Source organism: Streptomyces sp. NPDC005262, from assembly GCF_042872425.1.
Lineage (GTDB): Bacteria > Actinomycetota > Actinomycetes > Streptomycetales > Streptomycetaceae > Streptomyces.
Genome location: NZ_JBIAKK010000009.1, coordinates 239,961 through 259,503, shown reverse-complemented (window position 1 = coordinate 259,503; position 19,543 = coordinate 239,961). Strand labels below are relative to the sequence as shown.

Sequence of the window (19,543 nt, the reverse complement as noted above, 5' to 3'; positions counted from 1 at the left end):
GCATAGTGAGGGCTCGGTCGTGCCTCGCTATCGGCGGGTCGACGTGTGTGTGAACGGCTGCTGCGGCAGGCCGGGGGATGAGGGACGGTGCATTCTCCGCACGACGGACGGCGACACGGCCGGTCCATCCGCAACGGGTACCGCGGTGTCAGCCGCGGACTCGCCCTCGACCTCGGCAGCTCCCGCACCCGTGCCTGGATCCCCGGACTCGGCGTCGTCACCGACGCCGAGTCCGGCGGCGATCCCGAGGGCGGGACCGGTCACGGCCGTCCGGTCCGGCGCGGGCGCATCGCCGACCACGAGTCCTGCGGCCGGATGCTCAGCCGCCTCGCCGACACGGCACTGGGCGCCGACCGGGGCGAGACCCTGATCGTCCTCAGCCACCCGGTGCTCGCCGGGCCCGAACACCGGGCCGAGGTGCGGGAGCTGCTCGCCGCACTCGGGCCGACGAGCATCATCGTGCTGGACAGCGCCAGAGCCGCCGCCGCATACGCCGGACCGCAGGACGGCGGCCCGCTGCTCGTCGTCGACATCGGCGCCGAGCTGACCGAAGTCACCCTCCTGGCCGACGGAATGGTCCGTGACGCCCGCCAGGCCGAGACCGGGCTCAGCGACCTCGGGCCTGCCGAGCCGGCCACCGCCGTCGTCCGCACCGCGCTGGACATGATCATGGAGATGTGGCGGCAGGACCGGCACGGCGCGGTCCTCGGAGCCCTGCGCAAGGGGCCGTTGCTCACCGGAGGCGGTGCGCTGCGCCCCGACATCACCAACCGGATCGCGGTCCGCCTCGGGGTCCCGGTGCGACTCGCCGACGACCCGGCCACCACGGTGGTCCGCGGCGCGGGACTGATCCTCGGCTCCGCGCTCCGCGCGGCCGGCGCGGCACCCGCCCTGCCCGGCCCGGTGAGGTGACCACCTTCCCGGGGCCGCTCCCGGGGTACCCACCCCTGGGACGGTGCCCGAACAGCCCGGCCCGCCGTACGGCGGGCCGGGGGCGCGTGACGGCGGCCCGTCAAACCCTGGTCGCGCTCCTCCTCGTCGTGTTCTCCGTCGTCGGCGGCGCGTCCGCAGCCGTAGCGGCCGCCGGAGCCGGAACCCTGCCACCTTTCCTGTCCGGTCCGGCGTCTGCCGGAGGCGTAGCTCCGTCACGCTCCCTGTCCGGTCCTGAGTCCGCTGCCGCTCACACGCCTGCCGCCCCGACGCCCGCCCGGCGCACCGACCTGACCGCCCGCACCGGCCCCCCGCACGACACCCGGCGGACCCGCACGGCCACGGCGACCGGCCACGAACTCACGCGCGCCCCGGCCGTGCCCCGGCCCTGGGTCGCCACCGACCACATCCGCATTCAGCACCAGCTCCCGCCGCCCGGCCCCGGCGGCGCCCTGTTGCCGGGACCGTTCGGCATCCAGGTACCGCTTCCCGCTCGGCATCAGGCAGCGGACGCACCCTCCTTCGCAGCCGACCGCTTCCGCGTGGCGCTCCCCGGCGTACGGGGCCCTCCGAGGACGGACCGTTCCCTCGGCCACCGTTCTGCTCGACAGATCTGACGGCGCGTCCTCGCCGCGGTGAGGACGGCCGTCGTCCCTCGGAGGATTCCCATGACTCGCGCCACCACGGTGCGAGCGGTGCTGGCTGCTGCCGTGCTGCTCGTCTCCGTGCTCATCACGCTGACCATGTCACCCAGACTCGGCCTCGACCTTCAGGGCGGCACCAGGATGGTGCTCCAGGCCCAGGACTCCGCCACCGCGAAGGCGGACCGGGAGAGCACCGACCGGACCCTTGAGGTGCTGCGCCGGCGCATCGACTCGCTCGGCGTCTCCGAACCGACCCTGACCCGGTCCGGGGAGGACCGGATCATCGTCGAACTGCCCGACGTCCAGGACCCGCGCAAGGCCGCCGAAGTCGTCGGCAGGACCGCCCAGCTCAGCTTCCACGCCGTCCGGGGCCCGGGCACGGAACAGCAGAAGGGCAAGGCCACCGGGCTGACGCTGCCCGACGAGGACGGCCGCCTTCTCTCTCTCGGCCCGGCCCGGCTCACCGGCGCGGGCGTCAAGGACGCCGGGGCCTCCTTCGACGCCCAGCAGGGCGCCGGCTGGACCGTCGCCCTCGACTTCCACAAGGGCGCGGGCCGGGACTGGACCCGGCTGACCGGCGAAGCCGCCTGCCATCCGGCTCAGGACGAACGGCGGCGGGTCGCCATCGTCCTGGACCACCAGGTCATCTCCTCGCCCCAGGTCGCCCCGTCCGTCGGCTGCGACGTGGGCCTTCCGTCCGGCTCCACGCAGATCACCGGCTCCTTCGGCGCCGACGAGGCCCGCGATCTCGCGCTGCTCATCAAGGGCGGCGCGCTGCCCCTTCCCGTCGAGATCGTCGAACAGAGGACCGTCGGCCCGACGCTCGGCGCCGCCGCCATCGACGCCAGCGCCCGTGCCGCCCTCATCGGGGCCGCCGCCACCGCTCTCTTCATCACGTTCGTCTACCGGCTCTTCGGCGCCCTCGCCGCGACGGCTCTGGCCGCGTACGGAGTCATCTCGTACGCCGCACTGGTCGCCCTCGGCGTCACCCTCACCCTGCCCGGACTCGCCGGGTTCGTCCTCGCCATCGGGATGGCGGTCGACGCGAACGTGCTGGTCTTCGAACGCGCCAGGGAGGAGTACGCGGAACGGTCGGGCCGCTCCCTGCGCTCCGCGATGACCGCCGGGTTCCGTAACGCCTGGAGCGCGGTCGCCGACTCCAACGTGACCACACTGATCGCGGCCGGCCTGCTCTTCTTTCTCGGCTCCGGACCGGTCAAGGGCTTCGGGGTCACGCTCGCCATCGGTGTTCTCGCGTCGATGTTCTCGGCACTCGTCATCGCTCGCGCCCTCACCGAGATCGCGTCCCGCTCACGGTTCGTCGGCGACTACCGGGGCGTCAACGGCATCGCACGCCCCGGACGCGTACGGACCTGGCTGGCCCGCCGCGACCCGCAGCTGTTCCGGACCCCCCGCCGCTGGCTGCTGATCTCCACGGCACTGATCGCCGTCGCGGTCCTCGGCGTCGTCGTACGGGGTGTCAACCTGGGCGTGGAGTTCACCGGCGGCCGGCTCGTCGAATACTCCACGAGCCGGCCCGTCGACGTGGAGACCGCCCGCACCGTCCTGGCCGGAGCGGGATTCGGCGACGCCGAGGTCACGACGGCGGGCGCCGGTGACCTCTCCGTACGCACGGGAGACCTCGACAACCACGAGGAGCATGCCCTGCGTGCCGCCCTCGCCGAGGAGGGCGGCCGGACCACCAAGGTCCGCGACGAGCTCATCGGCCCCAGCCTCGGTGACGAACTGCGGCGCAACGCGCTGATCGCGCTCGCCGTCGCCGTCTTCGTGCAACTCGCCTATCTGGCGGTCCGGTTCCGCTGGACGTTCGCCCTGGCATCGGTCGCCGCGCTCGTCCACGACGTCATCCTGCTGGTCGGCGCGTTCGCCTGGCTCGGCCGCACCGTCGACGGCATCTTCCTCGCCGCACTCCTCACCGTCATCGGCTACTCCGTCAACGACTCGGTGGTCGTCTTCGACCGGGTCCGCGAACTGTGGGCGAAGGCACGCCGCGAATCCGTGTCGACCATCGCCAACCGCGCCGTCCTGCAGACCGTGCCCAGAACCGTCAACACCGGCATGGGCGCCCTCTTCATCCTGGCCGCCCTCGCCGTGCTGGGCGGCGACTCCCTCGAGGACTTCGCGCTCGCCCTGCTCATCGGCATCTGTGTCGGCACGTACTCCTCCGTCCTGACCGCCGTACCGGTCGCGCTCACCCTGGAGAAGAGAGCCAAGACCCCGCCGCCCGCCCGCAAGCGCGCTTCCGGACGCACGTCCGGCGCAGGAGCGAAACGCCGGGACCCGCTCGACAACGGCGCGCGCGTATAACCGCTTCGCCCTTACACAGCGTGTGCCGCCCCCGCCCAGCGGTGCGGGGGCGGCACACGCTGCGGCGGTGCGGGGCGGCACACGCTGCGGCGGTCCTCCGTTCCGCACCCCGATCACGGCACAATCCTGATTCCGTCCCGGTGATTGGAGCGTGCCCATGCCCGTCCTGTTTCGTGACGCCTGGGCCACCGTGGTGCCGGACATGACCGACCGGCACGGGCCGCTGCCGCCCCTGATGCTCGCCCTGACCGTCGTCACCGGCCTGGTCGACGCCGTCAGCTATCTGCAGCTGGGCAGGGTCTTCGTCGCGAACATGACCGGTAACGTCGTCTTCTCCGGCTTCGCCTTCGCCGGGGCCGCCGGCTTCTCGCTCGCCGCCTCGCTCGTCGCGCTCGCCGCCTTCGCCACCGGGGCGCTGCTCGGCGGCCTGCTCGTGCACCGCACCCACGCCCACCGGGGCAGAATGCTCCAGTACGGGCTGCTCGCCGAGACCGTATGTGTCGCGGCCGCCGTGATCGTCACGCTGGTGTCCGGCACTCCGTTCGTGGGAGGGGTCCGCTTCACCCTCATCGTGCTGCTCGCCCTCGGCCTCGGCGTGCAGAACGCCGTCTCCCGCGCTCTCGCGGTCCCCGACCTCACCACGACCGTGCTGACCCTCACCATCACCGGCATCGCCGCCGACAGCCATCTCACCGGAGGAGCCGGCACCAAGGCCGGCCGGCGGGTGGTCTCGGCCGGCGCCATGCTGCTCGGCGCCGTCGTCGGGGCCATCGCCGTCCTGAACGGACACCCGACCCTGCCCGTGCTGCTCGCGGCGGTCATCCTGGCCGCGGCGAGCGCCATCGCGACCGTCCTGGCGCGCACCGACGCCCCGTGGACCCGCCCCCTCACCAAGAGGTGACACCTCGCGCCCGGCCGGGGACGCATGTGACGCCGGACGTCAGGAGGCGAGCGACCGCAGATACGAGGCCGTCTCCTGATCGGCGGGCAGGAAGGTCTCGATCGCCAACTCGGCCACCGTGACATCCATCGGCGTGTTGAACGTCGCGATGGAGGAGACGAACGACAGCACCCGCCCGTGGTACTCGATCACCAGCGGCAGCGCGAACGGCAGCGCCGAAGGCGGCCCCGCCGGCTCGTCCCGACCTTCGGCGTCTCCCGGAACCGGATAGGCGGCGACCTCCTCGTACAGTTCACGCAGCTCCGCCGAACGGGCAAGCGCGATCTGACGCTCCATCTGGGCCAGCAGATCGGCCCGCCACGCCCGCAGGTTACGGATGCGCGGAGCGAGCCCCTGCGGATGGAGGGTGAGCCGCATGGCGTTCAGCGGCGGGGCGAGCAGATGCTCCGCGACCCCTTCCAGCAGCATCGCGATGCCACGATTGGCCGCCACCACGGTGTAGGTGCCGTCGACGACGAGCGCCGGATACGGGTCGTACCCCTGCAACAGCTGCTCCATGCCGTCGCGCAGCGCGCCCATCGCCGGGTCGTCGAGCGCGGTCTCCGCGTAGCGGGGCGCGTAACCGGCCACCACCAGCAGGGCGTTGCGTTCCCTCACCGGGATGTCGAGATGGTCGGCCAGCCGCAGGATCATGTCCTCGCTGGGGCGCGAACGGCCTGTCTCGATGAACGAGATGTGACGGGCCGAGGAGTCGGCGCGCAGGGCCAGCTCCAGCTGGCTGATCCGCCGCTGCTGACGCCAGCTGCGCAGCAGTGGCCCTACCCCCGTGTCTAGCGCGACAGTTGTCATACGGAGACCGTAACGTCACCGCCACCGCCCATCAGAAACCGACCTCGTGAGGGAGCCGCCCCGTGCCCACCGAACCGCTGTCGCAGAAAGAGATCGAGGACCGGCTGAGCGAGCTGCCCGGATGGGCGCTGGAGGGTGACCGGATCACCCGCACGTACCGGCTCGCCTCGCACTTCGCCGCCGCCGCAATGGCCGTCCACGTCGCTCAGATCCAGGACGAGCTGAACCATCACTCCGATCTGACGCTCGGCTACAACACAGTTGCCCTGGCGGTGAACACGCACGATGCGGGCGGTGCGGTCACCGAGAAGGACCTGACGCTGGCGGCACGGGTGGAGGCGGTCGCTACGGTGCACGGAGCGCACTGACGGAACGCGGGTGACGCCGGTGACGGAACGGGAGCGCCACGAGGGGTGCGATGTCACGGCGGCTGAACCAGGGCGCCGCGCTCGTCAGGGCGCCGCGCCGCACCGGGGGTGCGCGGCGAGCCGACGCGTTCGGGTGTCGCTGCGCACCACCGCCTCCCCGTCGCCTCCCGGGTGTACCCGCTCACCGTGGCACCGGCGGCCGCGTCCACCGCCGTCGAGGGGGAGGAGCGAGGTCAGCGGGTACGGTCGTCCTGCTCCGCCTGCTTCTCCGCGTTCTTCTCCTTGATCCGGACCACTTCCTTCCGGACCTCGGCCTGGGTGGCGCGTTCCTTCTGCAGCCACTCAGGGAGCTCCTTCTTCAGCGCCTCGATCTGCTCCGTGGTGAGGGCGTCCGTGACGCCGCCACGCGCGAGGCCCGAGATGGAGATGCCGAGCTTCGCCGCGACCACCGGACGGGGGTGGGGGCCGTTGCGCCGCAGTTCCTGCAGCCACTCGGGCGGATCGGCCTGCAGCGCGTTGAACTCGCTGCGCGAGACGACACCCTCCTGGAACTCGGTGGGGGTGGCCTCGAGGTACACACCCAGTTTCTTCGCCGCGGTCGCGGGCTTCATGGTCTGGGTGGTCTGGTGCGACGTCATGGTGTCAAGAGTAGCGAGCGTGTGCGATACCTCCGACCACGACCGGTAACCTGGCGGGGTGACAGGCTCCGAGATCCCCCCTTCTTTCCGGCTTGCGTATGTACCAGGCGTGACGCCGACCAAGTGGGTGCGTATCTGGAACGAGCGGCTGCCCGAGATCCCACTGACCCTCGTCGCGGTGACCGCCGCGGAGGCATCCGACGTGTTGCGGGGCGGCGGCGCCGACGCGGGATTCGTGCGGCTGCCGATCGACCGGACGGACCTCAGCGCGATCCCCCTGTACACCGAGACGACGGTGGTCGTGATCCCGAAGGACCACATCGCGGCAGCGGTCGACGAGGTGTCCACCGAGGATCTGGCCGACGAGATCGTGCTGCACCCCCTCGACGACACCCTCGACTGGGAGCGTCCGCCGGGCCTGCCCGCGAACGAGCGCCCCGCCACGACCGCGGACGCCGTCGAACTGGTGGCGGCGGGAGTGGGACTGCTGGTCGTCCCGCAGTCGCTGGCCCGCCTGCACCACCGCAAGGACCTCACGTACCGGCCGGTCACCGGCGCTCCCGAGTCGCGCGTCGCCCTGTCGTGGCCGGAGGACGCAACCACCGACATGGTGGAGGACTTCATCGGGATCGTCCGGGGGCGAACCGTGAACAGCTCCCGGGGCCGCACCGCCACCCCGCCGCAGCCGAAGCAGCGCAAGCGCCCCGACACGGGCGACGCACGGCGGAAGCCCGCGGCCGGAAAGTCGGGCGGCAAGAGCCCACGGGGCGGCTCCGGTGCCCCGAAGGGCGGCAAGCGCGGCAAGCCGCGCCGTCGGTCGTAGCCCCGGCTTCGCTCATTCGCAGTCTTCCGGCAGCGCCCACCCACCCGGGGGCCGGCCGGTGTCCTACAGTCGTCCGCATGCTCGACTACAACACCGAGGCGGCTGTCTACGACGCGACCCGCGGTGGCGTGCCCAGGGCCGAGTCCGCAGCCCACGCCGTGCTGGGCCTGATCCCGGAGTCCGCGCGCACACTGCTGGACATCGGCTGCGGTACGGGGCTGGTCACCGAGCGGATCGCGGCGGCCCGGCCCGGACTGAAGGTGTTGGGCACCGATGCCTCGTACGGAATGGCGCGGCTCGCCCGGCAGCGGATCGGCGCGGTGGCGCTCGGCGACGCGCGGCGGCTGCCGCTGGGCGCCGCGACGGTGGACGCGGTCGGTGCGGTCTGGCTGCTGCATCTGCTGCGGGGGGCGGGGGAGGCGCGGGCGGTGGTGTCCGAGGCGGCCCGGGTACTGCGGCCCGGCGGGGTGTTCGTCACCACGGTCGACAAGGACGCGGCGCACGACGTGGGCAGCGACATCGACGAGGTGTTCGCCCCCTATCTGAGGCCGAAGCCGTCGGACAGTGAGGAACTGGTCGTCGCGTACGGGGCGCAAGCCGGGCTCGACGTGGTGGGGGAGGCCCGCTTCCTCGGCCATGGACAGGGGCGGACACCGCAGGCGGCGGCGCGAAGCGTACGCAGGGGCGACTTCGTCTCGCGTCTGGAGCTGCCGGGGGCGGCGGCCGACCGGCTCGCGGCGGCGCTGCTGGCCCTGCCCGACCCGGACCGGTCGCGCCGCGACCCGGAGTACCGGTTGCTGGTGTTCCGCCGCGGGGACTGACGGCGGGACCGTGGTGCACGGATGGTCCGCACTCGTGCCCGGCGCACGAGTGACGCGCCCACCGTCGACGACCGTGTCCTCCGCAGGGCCGGTGCGGCGGCTTGCCGAATCGGCAACAGGACTATGCCGGACACCTGACAAGGGGCGAGTCTTGTCCGCATGACGAAGCACGCCGATCACGGCCCTCACCACGACACCGCCCACGGTCGGCACGACCGTGCCGCGCACGGCCCTCACCACGACACCACCGACCTCGACTGGGACGTCATGGGCCCGGTCCTGGAGCGGAACGCCGAGCTCAGCAGCCCGCAGTACCAGGAGGCCGCCCGCTGGATCGCCGGTCTTCCCACCGCCCCGCGGGTACGCCGGGTCCTCGACATCGGCAGTGGCCCCGGCGTGATCGCGTGTCTGCTCGCCGAGGCGTTCCCGGAAGCCGAAGTCGTCGCCGTGGACGGCACCGCGGCACTGCTGGAGCGGGCCCGGGCCCGCTCCGCACGACTCGGCCTCGGTGACCGGGTCCGCACGCTGCACGCGGAGCTCCCGGACGAACTGACGAAGCTGGGGGACGCGGACCTGATCTGGGCGGGCAATGCGCTGCACCACATGGGTGACCAGCGCAGCGCCCTCGCCGGTTTCGCCGCACTGCTGCGCCCGGGTGGCACCGTCGCCCTCGTCGAGGGCGGGCTGCCGCCCCGTCAGCTGCCGCGCGACATCGGGTTCGGCCGGCCGGGCCTGGAGGCGAGGCTCGACGCGGTGATCGCGGACTGGTTCGAGGAGATGCGGGCGTCCCTTCCGGACGCCAAGCGGGAGACCGAGGACTGGAGCGCCCTGTTCACCGCGGTGGGGCTGGCTCCGCAGGGCACCCGCACCTTCCTGCTCGACCTGCCCGCACCACTCTCCGACCAGGCCCGCGACCATGTCATCGCCGAATTCGCTCAGCGGCGCGACATGCTCGCCGACGCGCTCCCCGCCGACGACCTCGCCGTACTCGACCGGCTGCTCGATCCCGAGGACCCGGCCGGGCTGCGCCTCCGCCAGGACGTCTTCCTGCTCACGGCACGCACGGTGCACCTGGCCCGGCGCGTCTGAGGTCTGTTCCGTCGTCCCTGGCGGGCGCACGATGACAGCTGCGGCCCCTCGCTGCGTTGTCGGATCACCCGGCTATGCCGGTATGCGAATGTCCCTCCGCCGTGCGATGCACGGCATCCGACGCCGTGCGGTGATCCACAGGGACGACACGACAGCCTTCAGCGCCCCTGGGACACCGGTTCCAACTGCCACCACTGGCCGGGGGAGTCGGTGTCCTCCCACTGCTGGACGTTGGCACCGTCCGCCGTGCTGCCGTCGGCCACTTCCAGGACGAGTCCGCTGATGAAGCTGACCAGGGTCACGGTGCCCGGCGCATCCAGGTGCTGTTCGACCAGCCATTCCTGGGCGCCGTAGTTGTTGGCCTTCCACTGCTGGACGTTGGCGCCGTTCTCCGTGGAGGCGTTGGCCACGTCCAGCCGTTTGCCGCTGTGCGCGTTGGTCAGATGGTAGAGGGCGGCGCCCTCGTGCACCGGGGAGAGCTGCCAGTGCTGGGCGCCCGCTCCGTCCCGCTTCTCACTGCCCTGCTGCACATTGGCGCCGCTGCCCTTGGCGGAGCCGTACACCTCCAGCAGCAGTCCGCTGCCCACATTGCGCAGCCGGTACAGGCCCGGTTCGACGACGGGTGCGGTCTCCCCGCTCATGGCGCGGTCCTCCAGGTTCGGGCATGCGGACGCCGCCCGGCGCGAGGCCGGGCGGCGGTTCCATGTGATTCGGTCGTGGAGCGGCGGAGCTCAGGCGCCGAGGTTGAACTCGCCCGGGTTCGGGCCGAGGCGCTTGCCCTCGTCCAGCGCGGCGAACGCGGCGAGGTCGTCGGCGTCCAGCTCGAAGCCGAACACATCGAGGTTCTCCGCGATCCGCGACGGCGTCACGGACTTCGGGATCACCACGTTGCCCGTCTGGATGTGCCAGCGGAGCACCACCTGCGCGGGTGTGCGACCGTGCTTCTGGGCGATCGCGACGACCGTCGGGACCTCCAGGAGACCCTTGCCCTGACCCAGCGGAGACCAGGCCTCGGTCGCGATGTCGTGCTTGGCGTGGAAGGCGCGGGAATCAGCCTGCTGGAGCTGCGGGTGCAGCTCGATCTGGTTGATCACGGGAACCACGGAGGTCTCACCGAGCAGGCGCTCCAGGTGCTCGGGCAGGAAGTTCGAGACACCGATGGCCTTGGCGCGGCCGTCGGCGTAGATCTTCTCGAAGGCCCTGTACGTGTCGATGTACGCGTCCTTGGCCGGCAGCGGCCAGTGGATCAGGTACAGGTCGACGTAGTCGAGACCCAGCTTGTCGAGCGAGGCGTCGAACGCCCGCAAGGTGGTGTCGTAGCCCTGCTGGCTGTTCCACAGCTTCGTGGTGACGAACAGCTCTTCCCGGGCGACACCGGAGTCGGCGATGGCCTTGCCCGTGCCCTGCTCGTTCTCGTAGATCGCGGCGGTGTCGATGCTCCGGTACCCGGACTCGATGGCTGTCCTGACCGCCTTCGCCGCCTCGGTGTCCGGCACCTGCCAGACACCGAAACCGAGCTGCGGCATCTCGACGCCGTTGTTGAGGGTGATGGAGGGGACCTGGCTCACGAGCGGTCGATCCTTACGTCGTCGGTTCGGTATTCCTCAGGTCAACGATCAACAGCCCTGAAGCATTCCCGGCGAGAGGCATTTCAGGTCGGCGCCTCCGGGCCTGCCTCATCGGTACAGCGCGTCCACCTCGGCGGCGTACGCCGTCTCGATCGCCTTCCGTTTCAGCTTCAGGGACGGGGTCAGCAGGCCGTGCTCCTCGGTGAACTGATGCGCCAGTATCCGGAACGTACGGATCGACTCGGCCTGCGACACCGCCGTGTTTGCCGCCACCACCGCCCGCCGGACCTCCATCTCCAGATCCGGGTCGCGCACCAGGTCCGCGGCCCTGATCGGCGGCCGTCCCTGCATGGAGAGCCAGTGGTCCACGGACTCCTGGTCCACGGTCACCAGCGCCGCGATGTACGGCCGGTCGTTGCCGACCACGATGCACTGCGCGACCAGTGGATGCGCCCGCACCCGCTCCTCCAGACCGGCCGGCGACACGCTCTTGCCGCCCGACGTCACCAGGATCTCCTTCTTCCGCCCGGTGATGGTCAGATAGCCGTCCTCGTCGAGTGCACCCAGATCGCCCGTGGCCAGCCAGCCGTCGTACAGCACCGCGTCGGTGGCCTTCGGGTCGCCCAGATAGCCGCCGAAGACATTGCCGCCGTACACCCAGATCTCGCCGTCGTCGGCGATGTGCACGGTGGTGCCGGGGATCGGCTGTCCGACCGTGCCGTACCGGGTGCGCTCCGGCGGATTGGCGGTGGCCGCCGCAGTCGACTCGGTCAGTCCGTACCCCTCGTACACCGTGATGCCGGCGCCCTCGAAGAACAGGCCGAGCTGCCGCTCCATCCCGGAGCCGCCCGACATGGCGTGCCGCACCCGGCCGCCCATCGCATCGCGGACCTTCTTGTACACGACCTTGTCGAAGAACTGGTGCTGCATACGCAGCCCCGGCGACGGCCCCGGGCCGGTTCCGAACGCCTTGTGCTCCATCGCCTCGGCGTACCTCACCGCGATGTCGAAGGCCTTGTCGAACGGCCCGAGCTTGCCCTCCGCCTCGGCCTTGCGCCGGGCGCCGTTGAAGACCTTCTCGAAGATGTACGGCACCGCCAGGATGAACGTCGGCCGGAACGTCACCAGGTCCGGCATCAATGCCTTCGCCGACAGCTCCGGCTGATGGCCCAGCTTCACCCGGCCGCGGATCGCCGTGACCTCGACCATCCGGCCGAAGACATGCGCCAACGGCAGGAAGAGGAGTGTGGCGGCCTCGTCGCCCGGCTTGGAGTGGAAGACCGACTCCCACCGGGCGGCCATGGTGTCCGTCTCGAACATGAAGTTGGCGTGGGTGATCACACAGCCCTTGGGCCGGCCCGTCGTACCGGAGGTGTAGATGATGGTCGCCACGGACTCGGGCGTCACCGCGCGCCGGTGCCGGTGCACCACCTCGTCCTCGACATGGGTGCCCGCGTCGACGAGCTCGGTCACCGCGTCCGCGTCCAGCTGCCACAGCCGCCTCAGCCCGGGCAGCCGGTCGATCACCGAGGCGATCGTCATCGCGTGGTCCTCGTGCTCCACCACGACGGCGGACACATCGGCGTCGTGCAGCATCCAGAAGACCTGCTCGGCCGAGGACGTCGGGTAGATCGGCACGGACTGGGCGCCGACCGTCCACAGTGCGAAGTCGAACAGCGTCCACTCGTACCGGGTACGGGACATCAGGGCGACCCGGTCGCCGAACCGGACGCCATGGGCGATCAGCCCCTTGGCGAGGGCCAGCACCTCGTCACGGAACGTCGCGGCGGTGATGTCACGCCAGCGTCCGCTCGCGTCCTTCCGGCCGAGCGCAATCCGATGCGGGTCCTCCTCCGGGTAGTCGAAGACGACATCAGCCAGACCGCCGACGTGGGGCGCGGCCGCCATGGGTGGGACCGTGAACTCGCGCAATGAACTGCTCCTTGTGGCGCTCCGCACAGCGCCGTGACGCTACCTGATCGGGCGGCGCGGCGGGAGGCCCCGGAGACTCCGGAAGGTGTGGCATCTGTACAGGTCAGCCACAAATATCCGGCCACATCGGCAGCGCTCGGGCGCACATCTGACGGAGGAGTAAGTAGCTTGCGCCGGAATCTCCACCGAATCTGTACGTCTCGGTCACGCGCCCTCGCGTCCGCCGATCGCGTTGATCCCGCCGACGGAGCGGATCAGCCGGTCGCCTCCCGCCAGGATCGCCGCCGCGAGCGCGTCCGCCGCCTCCTGGGCCGCGTCGCGGCGGCGGCCGTGCAGCAGGACGAAATCCACATCGCCGAGTTCCGGCAGCCCCGCCCTGGCCGGCACCGGGGTGAGTCCCGGTGGGATGAGGCCACGGGTGTGCGCCATCACGCCCAGCCCGGCATGGGCCGCCGCGATCAGCCCGCTGAGGCTCGTGCTCGTGCAGGCGACCCGCCACGAGCGGCCGTGCTCCTCCAGCACCTCCAGGGCACGGGCGCGGGTGATGCCCGGCGGCGGGAAGAGGACCAGCGGCACCGGGCGGTCCGGATCGATCCGCACGTGCGGTGCGCCGATCCAGGTCAGCGTGTCCTGCCAGACCAGCTCACCGTGCGTGTCGCCGGTCCGCCGCTTGGCGAGGACCAGATCGAGCCGGCCCGCCGCCAGTTGCCGGTGCAGCGTCCCGGAGAGTTCCACGGTCAGCTCCAGTTCGACCTCCGGGTGGTCGCGGCGGAACGACTCCAGGATCTCCGGCAGCCGGGTCAGCACGAAGTCCTCGGACGCCCCGAACCGAAGCCGGCCGCGCAGCCGGGTCCCGGTGAAGAACGCCGCTGCCCGCTCATGGGCCTGGAGGATCGTCCGGGCGAAGCCGAGCATCGCCTCGCCGTCCCCGGTGAGATCGACCCGGTGCGTGTCCCGGGTGAACAGCTGCCGTCCCGTCGCGTCCTCGAGCCGCCGCACATGCTGGCTCACCGTGGACTGCCGCACGCCGAGCCGGCGGGCGGCCTGGGTGAAACTCAGCGTCTGGGCGACGGCGAGAAAGGTACGGAGCTGTGCAGGGTCGTACATAGCGCCAGGTTATCGCGGAACATGATGACAGTGAGAGCGGTATGCGGGATTCCCGATTGCGGTGATCAAGAGCAAGATGGAGAGGGCACGACCTGAACGAGAGAACACGTGGAGCACATGAGCCGCCGCACCTTGAAGCTGCCGTCCTGGTTGCCGATCGACCCGTACATCCTGGCGCTGATCGGCACCGTCGCGGTTGCGGCGCTGCTGCCCGCGTCCGGGGCCGCCGCCGATGTGGCGGGCGGCGCGTCGACCGGAGCGGTCGCCCTTCTCTTCTTCCTGTACGGCGCCCGCCTCTCGACCGCCGAGGCGCTCGACGGACTCAAGCACTGGCGGCTCCATCTCACCGTCCTGATCTGCACGTTCGTAGCGTTCCCGGTGCTGGGTCTGGCGGGCGAGAGCCTGGTTCCGTACGTCCTGACGCCCCAGCTCTACAGCGGCTTCCTCTTCCTCTGCCTCGTCCCTTCGACCATCCAGTCGTCGATCGCGTTCACCTCCATCGCCCGCGGCAACGTGCCGGCGGCGATCTGTGCTGGCTCCTTCTCCTCGCTCGCCGGGATCTTCCTCACCCCGCTGCTCGCCGCCGGGCTGCTCGGTAACAGCGGTGGCGGATTCTCGGCGGACGCGCTGCTGAAGATCGGGGTCCAGCTGCTCCTGCCGTTCGTCGCCGGGCAGTTGCTGCGCCGCTGGATCGGCGGGTTCATCACCCGCCACAGGAAGGTGCTCGGCTACGTCGACCGGGGCTCGATCCTGCTCGTCGTCTACGCCGCGTTCAGCGAGGGCATGGTCGCCGGCATCTGGCACCAGGTCACCCCGGTCCGGCTCGGTGCGCTGCTCGCCGCCGAAGCGGTGCTGCTCGCGCTGATGCTCGCACTGACCTGGTACGGGGCGAAGCGGCTCGGTTTCGACCGGGGCGACCGGATCGCCATTCAGTTCGCCGGTTCGAAGAAGAGCCTGGCCTCGGGGCTGCCGATGGCGAGCGTGCTCTTCGGGGCACACGCGAGCCTGGCCGTGCTTCCGCTGATGCTCTTCCACCAGATGCAACTGATGGTGTGCGCGGTGATCGCGAAGCGTCGCTCGCGCGACCGGCTCGACCGGCTCGATCCGCAGCAGGGGCGCCGGGAGCGGTCCGTGACTCCGGCGAGCGTTGCGGCGGAGGAGCCGGTCGCGGTGGGCTGACCGGCTCGCCCGTGGCATGAGCTGCTGACCGGTGGTGTGGCCCGACGGCTTGTTCGACCGCCCCCGAACGGACCGACGACGTGCTCACGGGGGCGGGTCCGGCCGGCGCAGGGGGCGCTCCCCGCCGGCCGGATCCCTGACCCGTGTTGCGGGCCGGGCGGCTCAGCCCTGGCCGACCGTCGCCTCCAGGGCGATGCGGTGGTCACCCGCGTACACGTTCATGGACGGACCCCGCAGAAAGCCGACGAGGGTCAGTCCGGTCTCGGCCGCCAGGTCGACGGCGAGCGACGAAGGTGCCGAGACCGCGGCGAGCATCGGGATCCCGGCCATCACCGCCTTCTGGGCCAGCTCGAACGAGGCCCGCCCCGATACCAGCAGGATCGCCCGGGACAGCGGCAGCCGGTGGTCGGTCAGGGCCCGGCCGACGAGCTTGTCGACCGCGTTGTGCCGGCCGACGTCCTCCCGGATGTCGATGAGTTCCCCCGTTTCGGAGAACAGTGCAGCCGCGTGCAGGCCCCCGGTCCGGTCGAAGACCCGCTGCGACTCGCGCAGCCGGTCGGGGAGGGCCGAGAGCAGCGCGGGCTCGACCCGGACCGGGGGAGCGTCGGCGATCGGGTGCCGGGTCGTGGTGCGGACCGCGTCGAGGCTCGCCTTGCCGCACAGCCCGCAGGACGACGTCGTGTAGACGTTGCGCTCCAGCGTGATGTCGGGGACCTGCACGCCGGGCGCGAGCTTCACGTCCACCACGTTGTACGTGTTCACGCCGTCGGCCGTGGCCCCCGCGCAGTACACGATCGACTGCACCTCGGAGCCGTCACCGATCACGCCCTCGCTGACGAGGAAGCCCGCCGCCAGTGCGAAGTCGTCGCCAGGCGTACGCATCGTGATCGCCAGCGGCCTGCCGTTCAGCCGGATCTCCAGAGGCTCCTCGGCGACGAGTGTGTCGGGGCGGGTGGAGACCACCCCGTCCCGGATGCGAATGGTGCGGCGGCGCTCGGTGACCCGTCCCATGGCGGTTAAACCCGATTCTGTACGTGGTGGAAGCCGAAACGGCCCTTGATGCAAAGGTTGCCGTGGGTCACCGGGTTGTCGTGCGGTGAGGTGACCGTGACGAACTCATTGTCCTGCACATGGAGTGTGACGTTGCGTCCCGCACCGCAGTGGGCACCACCCCGGCCGGGTCGGCCAGTTCGACGACGGCCGCGAGCGATGACAGGGGCCTCGGCGCCGGTGCGGTGGGGCGCGGCCCCGACATGGGCGCCGATCGCACCGGCAGCGACAACTGCGACTTTCACGGGGCTCTCCGTTCGGTGAAGGACCGAGCGAGGGAACAGGAGACGATGTCAAGCCGACGAATATTGTCTACAGTATGCGTTCAAAGGGGTCAAGGGTGTTGTCAAGCCTCCAAGCCTCGGCCGGTAATCCTGTGGGATCACGTGCACCCGTACCGGGCGGTAGCCACCAAGACTGGATAGTTCCTGCCATACGTAGCGAGGGGAACCTCTACATGACCGGCTCACGTGTCGTGGCGCTCGGCCACTATCAGCCCGCCAAGGTACTCACCAACGACGACCTGGCGGCCATGGTCGACACCAGCGACGAGTGGATCACCAGTCGCGTCGGGATCAAGACCCGCCATGTGGGAGGCCCTGACGAGCCGGTGGACGAGATGGCCGCGCACGCGGCGGCCAAGGCGCTCGCCACGGCAGGTCTGCTCCCCACCGACATCGATCTGGTCCTCGTCGCGACCTCCACCGCCATGGACCGGTCGCCGAGCATGTCGGCGCGGGTCGCCGCCCGTCTCGGCATGGGTTCCCCGGCCGTGATGGACATCAATGTCGTCTGCTCCGGCTTCACCCACGCGCTCGCCACCGCGGATCACGCCGTCCGGGCAGGCGCCGCGACCCGTGCGCTGGTGATCGGCGCCGACAAGATGGCCGACATCGCCGACTGGACCGACCGCTCCACCTGCGTTCTGCTCGGCGACGGTGCGGGCGCGGCGGTCGTGGTCGCGGATCCGCGGGGTGATGCGGACGCCGCGCCCGGAATCGGCCCCGTGCTGTGGGGTTCGGTGCCGGAGATGGGGCGTGCGGTCCGGATCGAGGGGACACCGCCGCGCTTCGCCCAGGAGGGGCAGTCCGTCTACCGCTGGGCCACCACTCAACTGCCGCCCATCGCACGCAAGGTGTGCGAAAAGGCCGGGGTCGCGCCCGAGGACCTCGCTGCGGTGGTACTGCATCAGGCCAATTTGCGGATCATCGAACCGGTCGCCCGGAAGATCGGTGCGGTCAACGCCGTCATCGCCCGCGATGTAGTGGATTCGGGCAACACATCCGCCGCTTCCATCCCCATGGCGCTGTCGAAACTGGTCGAACGCGGCGAGGTGGAGAGCGGTGCTCCGGCGCTGCTTTTCGGGTTCGGTGGAAATCTTTCGTACGCGGGTCAGGTGATCCGCTGTCCCTGAGCCCTATTGTGCTCGGTAGACTGTAGACGATAAGCAGTTGCTCGTCGCTTGCTCGTCGCCCGGAGGGGGACCGCGATGTTGTCCACAGGACTGCCGCAAGGGGCTGTGCCGAAGCTGGAACGGCCTGGTCCGCTGCGCGAGCGTGTCTATGAGGCGCTGCTCGAACTGATCACCACGCGTGCGCTCCGCCCCGGCCAGCATCTGGTCGAGAGCGAACTCGCGGGACACCTCGGCGTGTCCCGGCAGCCGGTGCGCGAGGCGTTGCAGCGGTTGAACACCGAGGGCTGGGTCGATCTGCGGCCCGCGCAAGGTGCGTTCGTCCATGAACCCACCGAGGAGGAAGCGGACCAGCTGCTGTCGGTCCGTACGCTCCTGGAGGCCGAGGCCGCCCGGCTGGCCGCGGCCAACTCGGGCACGGCCGGCATCGCCGCGCTCGACGAGCTGTGCGCCAAGGGTGAGCAGGCGGTCGCCGACGACGATGTGGATCTCGCCGTTGCCACCAACGCCGCGTTCCACGCCAAGGTCATGGAACTGGCGGGCAATGTCGTCCTCGCCGAACTCGCCGGGCAGGTGGACCGCCGGGTCCGCTGGTACTACACCCCGGTGGCCCGCCAGCGCGGCACTCAGTCCTGGATCGAGCACCGCGCACTGATTGCGGCGATCTCCTCGCGGGACGAACAGCGGGCCACGGAGATCATGCGGACGCACACGGAACACACGCGCAAGACGTACCACCAGCGCGAAGAGGGCTAAGGGCTGTCCCGTAATCCCTGGCGGGCGCACGATGACGGCTACGGCACCTCGCCGGGTTGTCGGAACGCCCGAATACGACCGGTATGAGGACGCCTCTCCGCCTTGCGATGCACCGCATCCGACGCCGCGCGCTGATCCACCAGGGATTACGGGACAGCCCTCCCGGTCAGGCCTTGACTTCGGCCTCGGTCGCCTCGGGGGCCGCGTGCTGGGAAACGGCGGACCCCGGCTGTGCGGCCGGCCTCACGGGGATGAGGGAAGCAACGACCGCAGCCGCGAGACCCACGCCGCAGCCGATCAGCATGGCGATGCGGAAGCCGTTCTCGGAAGGAAGGGCGTAGCCGCCGAAGTCGGTGGTCAGCTGGGCCAGGACCACACCGATCACTGCGGCCGAGACCGAGCTGCCGATCGAACGCATCAGGGTGTTGAAACTGTTGGCGGAGGCAGTCTCCGACTGAGGGACCGCACCCATGATGAGGGCCGGCATCGCGCCGTAGGCGAAGCCGACGCCCGTGTTGCAGACGATGGTCACGGCCAGCAGGCTCCAGGTGGAGCCGGAGCCGATGAGCGGCAGGGAGATGCCGTAGCCGACGCCGATGATCAGGCTGCCCACGGCCAGGGTGGCCTTGGGGCCCTTGGCGGCTGAGAGCTTGGCGCCGATCGGCGACATGACCATCATCATCAGGCCTGCCGGCGCCATCCACAGGCCCATGGCGAGCATCGACTGGCCCAGGCCGTAGCCGGTGGCCTCGGGCAGCTGGAGCAGCTGGGGTACGACCAGGGACTGGGCGTACATCGCGAACCCGACCAGGATCGAGGCGGCGTTGGTCATCAGTACCTGGGGGCGGGCGGTCACCCGCAGGTCGACCAGCGGATCACTGATGCGCAGCTCCCACCAGCCCCAGACCAGCAGCACGATGACGGCGGCGGCGAGCAGGCCGAGTGTGGTGCCGCTTCCCCAGCCCCAGTCGGCGCCCTTGGACACGGCGAGCAGCAGGCAGATCAGCGCGGTGCCCAGGCCGATGGCACCGAGCAGGTCGAAGCCGCCCGAGGCGTTGTTCTCGCGGTCTCCGGGCACGAAGACCCAGATCAGTGTGCCGACGGCCAGGGCCAGGACCGCGACCACCCTGCGCCGCGGCGCGTGTCGCG

At 70.8% G+C, this 19,543-nt stretch carries 18 protein-coding genes and 2 pseudogenes; 11 read left to right on the top strand and 9 right to left on the bottom strand.

What is annotated here, in order from left to right; genetic code table 11:
- Positions 1–87 precede the first annotated feature (87 nt).
- The 4 genes from ACFYP5_RS23330 to ACFYP5_RS23315 all read left to right on the top strand — a co-directional run bounded on the left by ACFYP5_RS23330 (position 88) and on the right by ACFYP5_RS23315 (position 4,803).
- A complete protein-coding gene (locus ACFYP5_RS23330) occupies positions 88–912 on the top strand; it encodes a rod shape-determining protein (RefSeq protein WP_389039158.1) in 825 nt (274 codons plus the stop codon).
- A gap of 86 nt (positions 913–998) precedes the next feature.
- Positions 999–1,547, top strand: a complete 549-nt coding sequence (locus tag ACFYP5_RS23325) for a hypothetical protein (RefSeq protein WP_389039155.1) — start codon at positions 999–1,001, stop codon at positions 1,545–1,547.
- A 51-nt stretch (positions 1,548–1,598) separates the two neighbouring features.
- Positions 1,599–3,902 (top strand): protein translocase subunit SecD, encoded by a 2,304-nt coding sequence (gene secD / locus ACFYP5_RS23320; protein ID WP_389039153.1) that lies wholly within the window; start codon positions 1,599–1,601, stop codon positions 3,900–3,902.
- A 157-nt stretch (positions 3,903–4,059) separates the two neighbouring features.
- Positions 4,060–4,803: a YoaK family protein gene (locus ACFYP5_RS23315; RefSeq protein WP_389039151.1), complete on the top strand. Its 744-nt coding sequence runs from the start codon at positions 4,060–4,062 to the stop codon at positions 4,801–4,803.
- 39 nt (positions 4,804–4,842) lie between these two features.
- On the opposite strand, the gene ACFYP5_RS23310 is transcribed toward ACFYP5_RS23315, so the two are convergent.
- Positions 4,843–5,652 carry a helix-turn-helix domain-containing protein gene (locus ACFYP5_RS23310; protein ID WP_389039148.1) on the bottom strand — a complete coding sequence of 270 codons (810 nt, stop codon included), beginning with the start codon at positions 5,650–5,652 and terminating at the stop codon, positions 4,843–4,845.
- A 62-nt stretch (positions 5,653–5,714) separates the two neighbouring features.
- Here ACFYP5_RS23310 and ACFYP5_RS23305 point away from each other — a divergent pair, with 62 nt between their 5' ends.
- Positions 5,715–6,020, top strand: a complete 306-nt coding sequence (locus ACFYP5_RS23305) for a 4a-hydroxytetrahydrobiopterin dehydratase (protein ID WP_389039146.1) — start codon at positions 5,715–5,717, stop codon at positions 6,018–6,020.
- Between the two features lie 233 nt (positions 6,021–6,253).
- On the opposite strand, the gene ACFYP5_RS23300 is transcribed toward ACFYP5_RS23305, so the two are convergent.
- Complete coding sequence (locus ACFYP5_RS23300; RefSeq protein WP_389039143.1) at positions 6,254–6,658, bottom strand: DUF5997 family protein; 405 nt, start codon at positions 6,656–6,658, stop codon at positions 6,254–6,256.
- Between the two features lie 58 nt (positions 6,659–6,716).
- On the opposite strand from ACFYP5_RS23300, the gene ACFYP5_RS23295 reads away from it, so the two are divergent.
- The 3 genes from ACFYP5_RS23295 to ACFYP5_RS23285 all read left to right on the top strand — a co-directional run bounded on the left by ACFYP5_RS23295 (position 6,717) and on the right by ACFYP5_RS23285 (position 9,391).
- Positions 6,717–7,481: a LysR family substrate-binding domain-containing protein gene (locus ACFYP5_RS23295; RefSeq protein ID WP_389039140.1), complete on the top strand. Its 765-nt coding sequence runs from the start codon at positions 6,717–6,719 to the stop codon at positions 7,479–7,481.
- A gap of 77 nt (positions 7,482–7,558) precedes the next feature.
- Complete coding sequence (locus ACFYP5_RS23290; protein ID WP_389039138.1) at positions 7,559–8,302, top strand: class I SAM-dependent methyltransferase; 744 nt, start codon at positions 7,559–7,561, stop codon at positions 8,300–8,302.
- 159 nt (positions 8,303–8,461) lie between these two features.
- Positions 8,462–9,391, top strand: coding sequence for a class I SAM-dependent methyltransferase (locus ACFYP5_RS23285; RefSeq protein WP_389039135.1), 930 nt, complete (start codon positions 8,462–8,464; stop codon positions 9,389–9,391).
- A 158-nt stretch (positions 9,392–9,549) separates the two neighbouring features.
- Here the strand turns inward: ACFYP5_RS23285 and ACFYP5_RS23280 are convergent, their stop codons facing one another.
- The 4 genes from ACFYP5_RS23280 to ACFYP5_RS23265 all read right to left on the bottom strand — a co-directional run bounded on the left by ACFYP5_RS23280 (position 9,550) and on the right by ACFYP5_RS23265 (position 13,998).
- Positions 9,550–10,032: an RICIN domain-containing protein gene (locus tag ACFYP5_RS23280; RefSeq protein ID WP_313940084.1), complete on the bottom strand. Its 483-nt coding sequence runs from the start codon at positions 10,030–10,032 to the stop codon at positions 9,550–9,552.
- Positions 10,033–10,122: 90 nt separating this feature from the next.
- A complete protein-coding gene (locus ACFYP5_RS23275; protein ID WP_389039132.1) occupies positions 10,123–10,959 on the bottom strand; it encodes an aldo/keto reductase in 837 nt (278 codons plus the stop codon).
- A 108-nt stretch (positions 10,960–11,067) separates the two neighbouring features.
- Positions 11,068–12,867 carry an AMP-dependent synthetase/ligase gene (locus ACFYP5_RS23270; RefSeq protein ID WP_389039129.1) on the bottom strand — a complete coding sequence of 600 codons (1,800 nt, stop codon included), beginning with the start codon at positions 12,865–12,867 and terminating at the stop codon, positions 11,068–11,070.
- Positions 12,868–13,095: 228 nt separating this feature from the next.
- The gene (locus ACFYP5_RS23265) at positions 13,096–13,998 is read right to left on the bottom strand and encodes a LysR family transcriptional regulator (RefSeq protein ID WP_389039127.1); all 903 of its coding nucleotides are present in this window, start codon (positions 13,996–13,998) and stop codon (positions 13,096–13,098) included.
- Positions 13,999–14,115: 117 nt separating this feature from the next.
- Here ACFYP5_RS23265 and ACFYP5_RS23260 point away from each other — a divergent pair, with 117 nt between their 5' ends.
- On the top strand, positions 14,116–15,177 hold the full coding sequence (locus ACFYP5_RS23260; RefSeq protein ID WP_389039124.1) for a bile acid:sodium symporter family protein: 1,062 nt from the start codon (positions 14,116–14,118) through the stop codon (positions 15,175–15,177).
- 162 nt (positions 15,178–15,339) lie between these two features.
- Here ACFYP5_RS23260 and fdhD read toward each other — a convergent pair whose 3' ends face one another.
- The gene (gene fdhD / locus ACFYP5_RS23255; RefSeq protein WP_389039122.1) at positions 15,340–16,188 is read right to left on the bottom strand and encodes a formate dehydrogenase accessory sulfurtransferase FdhD; all 849 of its coding nucleotides are present in this window, start codon (positions 16,186–16,188) and stop codon (positions 15,340–15,342) included.
- A 5-nt stretch (positions 16,189–16,193) separates the two neighbouring features.
- Positions 16,194–16,343 (bottom strand): annotated as a pseudogene (locus ACFYP5_RS23250) (Fe-S-binding domain-containing protein); the annotation flags it as partial.
- A 341-nt stretch (positions 16,344–16,684) separates the two neighbouring features.
- On the opposite strand from ACFYP5_RS23250, the gene ACFYP5_RS23245 reads away from it, so the two are divergent.
- A complete protein-coding gene (locus tag ACFYP5_RS23245) occupies positions 16,685–17,641 on the top strand; it encodes a beta-ketoacyl-ACP synthase III (RefSeq protein WP_389039120.1) in 957 nt (318 codons plus the stop codon).
- 75 nt (positions 17,642–17,716) lie between these two features.
- Positions 17,717–18,394, top strand: coding sequence for a GntR family transcriptional regulator (locus ACFYP5_RS23240; protein WP_389039118.1), 678 nt, complete (start codon positions 17,717–17,719; stop codon positions 18,392–18,394).
- A 166-nt stretch (positions 18,395–18,560) separates the two neighbouring features.
- Here the strand turns inward: ACFYP5_RS23240 and ACFYP5_RS23235 are convergent.
- A pseudogene (locus tag ACFYP5_RS23235) lies at positions 18,561–19,520 on the bottom strand (MFS transporter); the annotation flags it as partial.
- Between the last annotated feature and the right edge of the window lie 23 nt (positions 19,521–19,543).

Excerpts from the sequence above, each read along its gene's own strand:
- secD (WP_389039153.1), top strand. The coding sequence starts at position 1,599 with ATGACTCGCGCCACCACGGTGCGAGCGGTGCTGGCTGCTGCCGTGCTG.
- ACFYP5_RS23315 (WP_389039151.1), top strand. The coding sequence starts at position 4,060 with ATGCCCGTCCTGTTTCGTGACGCCTGGGCCACCGTGGTGCCGGACATG.
- ACFYP5_RS23310 (WP_389039148.1), bottom strand. The coding sequence starts at position 5,652 with ATGACAACTGTCGCGCTAGACACGGGGGTAGGGCCACTGCTGCGCAGC.
- ACFYP5_RS23300 (WP_389039143.1), bottom strand. The coding sequence starts at position 6,658 with ATGACGTCGCACCAGACCACCCAGACCATGAAGCCCGCGACCGCGGCG.
- ACFYP5_RS23290 (WP_389039138.1), top strand. The coding sequence starts at position 7,559 with ATGCTCGACTACAACACCGAGGCGGCTGTCTACGACGCGACCCGCGGT.
- ACFYP5_RS23285 (WP_389039135.1), top strand. The coding sequence starts at position 8,462 with ATGACGAAGCACGCCGATCACGGCCCTCACCACGACACCGCCCACGGT.
- ACFYP5_RS23280 (WP_313940084.1), bottom strand. The coding sequence starts at position 10,032 with ATGAGCGGGGAGACCGCACCCGTCGTCGAACCGGGCCTGTACCGGCTG.
- ACFYP5_RS23270 (WP_389039129.1), bottom strand. The coding sequence starts at position 12,867 with ATGGCGGCCGCGCCCCACGTCGGCGGTCTGGCTGATGTCGTCTTCGAC.
- ACFYP5_RS23265 (WP_389039127.1), bottom strand. The coding sequence starts at position 13,998 with ATGTACGACCCTGCACAGCTCCGTACCTTTCTCGCCGTCGCCCAGACG.
- ACFYP5_RS23260 (WP_389039124.1), top strand. The coding sequence starts at position 14,116 with ATGAGCCGCCGCACCTTGAAGCTGCCGTCCTGGTTGCCGATCGACCCG.
- fdhD (WP_389039122.1), bottom strand. The coding sequence starts at position 16,188 with ATGGGACGGGTCACCGAGCGCCGCCGCACCATTCGCATCCGGGACGGG.
- ACFYP5_RS23245 (WP_389039120.1), top strand. The coding sequence starts at position 16,685 with ATGACCGGCTCACGTGTCGTGGCGCTCGGCCACTATCAGCCCGCCAAG.
- ACFYP5_RS23240 (WP_389039118.1), top strand. The coding sequence starts at position 17,717 with ATGTTGTCCACAGGACTGCCGCAAGGGGCTGTGCCGAAGCTGGAACGG.